Genomic DNA, 2,675 nt, shown 5'->3' with positions numbered 1-2,675 from the left:
GCGCCGGCCTGCTCTGCCTCGCCACCGCCACCACAGTCGCACTGGCCTGGGCGAACCGGCAGAGCGCCACCTACACCAGCTGGGCAGACCTGCTCGGCCGGCCCGACACCGCCACCACCGGCACCACCCCCACCGGCGCCGACGGCCACCACGGCGGACGAGTCATCACCGTCACCGTCCCCGGCACCGCCAGCGGCCTCAACCTACCCATGTACGTCTACCTACCGGCCGCCTACGACACCCACCCCCACCAGCGATTCCCCGTCATCGAAGCACTGCACGGCTACCCGGGCTCACCCGCCGGCTGGCTGCAACTGCTCGACGCCCCCGGCCACCTCGACCACGAGATCGCCGCCGGCCGGATGGCCCCCACCGTCGTGCTGTTCCCGTACCAGACGCCCAACACCATGATCGACACCGAATGCGTCAACCTCACCCACGGCCCACAAAGCGAAACATTCCTCACCGTCGACGTACCCGCCTGGGCCAACACCCACCTGCGGCTCCGCGCCGACCGCAACGCCTGGGGCCTGACCGGCCTGTCCGCCGGCGGCTACTGCGCCACCAACCTGCTGCTCCGCCACCCCGACCGATACGCCGCCGCCGCCAGCCTCTCCGGCTACGCCGAACCCGGCCTCACCATCGGCGACGGCACCGAACACACCCTCAACAACGACATCTGGCGGCTGCAACACCTGCCCCGCCCCGCCGTCGCCCTCTACCTGTCCTGCGGCCGCGCCGACCACAACGCCCTACGCGACACCCGCGAGCTGAGCCGGCTGGCCCGCGCCCCGATCTCCCTCACCACCAGCTACGTCGACGGGGGCGGCCACAACCCGTCCACCTGGCGGGCCGTCGAGGCACCCGCCTTCGACTGGCTCTCCACCTGGCTGGGCCGCCCCGTCGACACACCCTGACCGGGCTCAGCCCAGCCCGGCCGCCCGCTGCGCCGCCCGCACCGCATTGCGGAACAGCATCGCCACCGTCGTCGGACCGACCCCACCGACCCGCGGAGTGATCGCCCCCGCCACCTCGGCACACCGCTCGTCCACATCCGGCAGCAGCCGCCGCCCCTCGTACCGCACACCACCACCGACCACCACCGCGCCCGGACGCACATGCTCCGGCTGCACGATCCCCGGCACCCCCGCCGCCGCCACCAGGATCTCCGCCCGCCGGGTGTACCGCGGCCAGTCCGCCACCCCGGTGTGCACCACCGTCACCGCCGCGTTCGCCGTCGGCCGCTTCTGCGCCAGCAACATCGCCAACGGCCGGCCCAGCGTCGCGCCCCGCCCGAGAACCACCACCTCCCGGCCGGCCACCGGCACCCCGTGATACGCCAGCAGCGCCTCGATCCCCGCCGGCGTACAGGGCAGCGGACCCGGCAGCCCCAACGCCAGCCGGCCCATGTTCACCGGGTGCATGCCGTCGACGTCCTTGTCCGGATTCAGCACCGCCAACGCCCGGTCGTAGTCCAGGTGCCCAGGAATCGGATGCTGCACCAACACCCCGTGCACACCCTTGTCGCCGTTGAAGTCCTCCAGCACCGCGTGCAGGTCGGCCTGCGACGCCGTGGCCGGCAGGTGCACGTGCGGCGAGTCGAACCCCAACTCCGCCGCCTGCCGCTGCTTGATCCGGATGTAACCGGCACTGGCGTCGTCGTCGCCCACCAGCACCGTCGCCAACGCCGGCGTCACCCCCGCCGCGCGCAGCCCCGTCACCGCCCCGGCGACCTCCGCCAGCACCTGCTCGGCCACCGGACCACCAGGCAGCAGCCGAGCCGTCGTACCCGAAGAAGACATGCCACACCTCGCCCGCGGAGGCCCAGGCGGTCGACCCCCACGACGAAGCTCCCCGATGGTTGCTGCCATCCCCGGTGCCGCCAGTCGCGTCGCCCTCAGCCTGCCACACCGCGCTGCGCGATCGCATCCGCCACCGGTGGTCAACTCCCGCCCACCAGTTTCGCCAACGCCTGGTTGGTCCGGTTGGACCGCACCGCCGCCCGCTGCTGACCCGCCGTCACCTCGATGTACGCCTGCGACGACGCCAACGACGCGTGCCCCAGCAACCGCATGATCTCCGCCGCACTCGCCCCGTCCTCCGCCAACCGGGTCGCGAAGGTGTGCCGCAGCGCGTGCAGCCGTGCCCCCTGCGGCACCCGGTCACCGATGCCCGCCCGCCGGTAACACGACTCCACGAGGTACTGCAGACCACCACGGCGCAGCGGCTCACCCCGCCGGTCGACCAGCAACGGCGAGTCCGGCCGTACGCTACGCGCGCCGAAACGCCGCCGCCGGCTCGCCAGATAGTCGGTCACGGCCCGGTCCAGTCCCGCTTCGATCGGCACCGTACGGGGCCGCCCGCCCTTACCGGACACCTCCACCCGCCGCTCACCGTCCCGCCCGGCCACGGAGCCCACGCGCAGCGCCAGCAGCTCCGACAGGCGCAGCCCGGCGCACAGGGCGAGCGCCAGCACCGCCAGGTCGCGCTCGGGCCACGGGTCGCGCTGCCGGCCCTGCTCACGGGCCACCGCGGCGAGCAGTTCCTCCGGGGTGGCCTCGCCACGCAGCGGCTTCGGGCGGGGGAGCGGCGCGCGGGGCCGGGCCACCGCCGGCATCGGATTGCCGGGTACGACGCCCTCGGCGACCAGGAAGGTGAAGAAGCTGTTCCAGGTG

The 2,675-nt window shown here is 73.5% G+C and carries 3 protein-coding genes and 1 riboswitch; of the genes, 1 reads left to right on the top strand and 2 read right to left on the bottom strand.

All coding sequences use genetic code 11. The features are described from left to right. A partial coding sequence (locus tag ONA70_RS35850) for an alpha/beta hydrolase (RefSeq protein ID WP_319959636.1) occupies positions 1–917 on the top strand: 917 nt, incomplete at its 5' end. Positions 918–923: 6 nt separating this feature from the next. On the opposite strand, the gene ONA70_RS35845 is transcribed toward ONA70_RS35850, so the two are convergent. Next, positions 924–1,802, bottom strand: coding sequence for a bifunctional 5,10-methylenetetrahydrofolate dehydrogenase/5,10-methenyltetrahydrofolate cyclohydrolase (locus ONA70_RS35845; RefSeq protein ID WP_265010911.1), 879 nt, complete (start codon positions 1,800–1,802; stop codon positions 924–926). A 13-nt stretch (positions 1,803–1,815) separates the two neighbouring features. After that, positions 1,816–1,900, bottom strand: a riboswitch (ZMP/ZTP riboswitch). 42 nt (positions 1,901–1,942) lie between these two features. Next, on the bottom strand, positions 1,943–2,675 hold a 733-nt coding region (locus ONA70_RS35840; RefSeq protein WP_265010910.1), incomplete at its 5' end, for a tyrosine-type recombinase/integrase.

The organism is Micromonospora yasonensis (assembly GCF_026013475.1).
Classification (GTDB): Bacteria; Actinomycetota; Actinomycetes; order Mycobacteriales; family Micromonosporaceae; genus Micromonospora; species Micromonospora yasonensis.
Note: the sequence above shows the minus strand (reverse complement) of the source record. Positions and strands in the feature narration are given on the sequence as shown.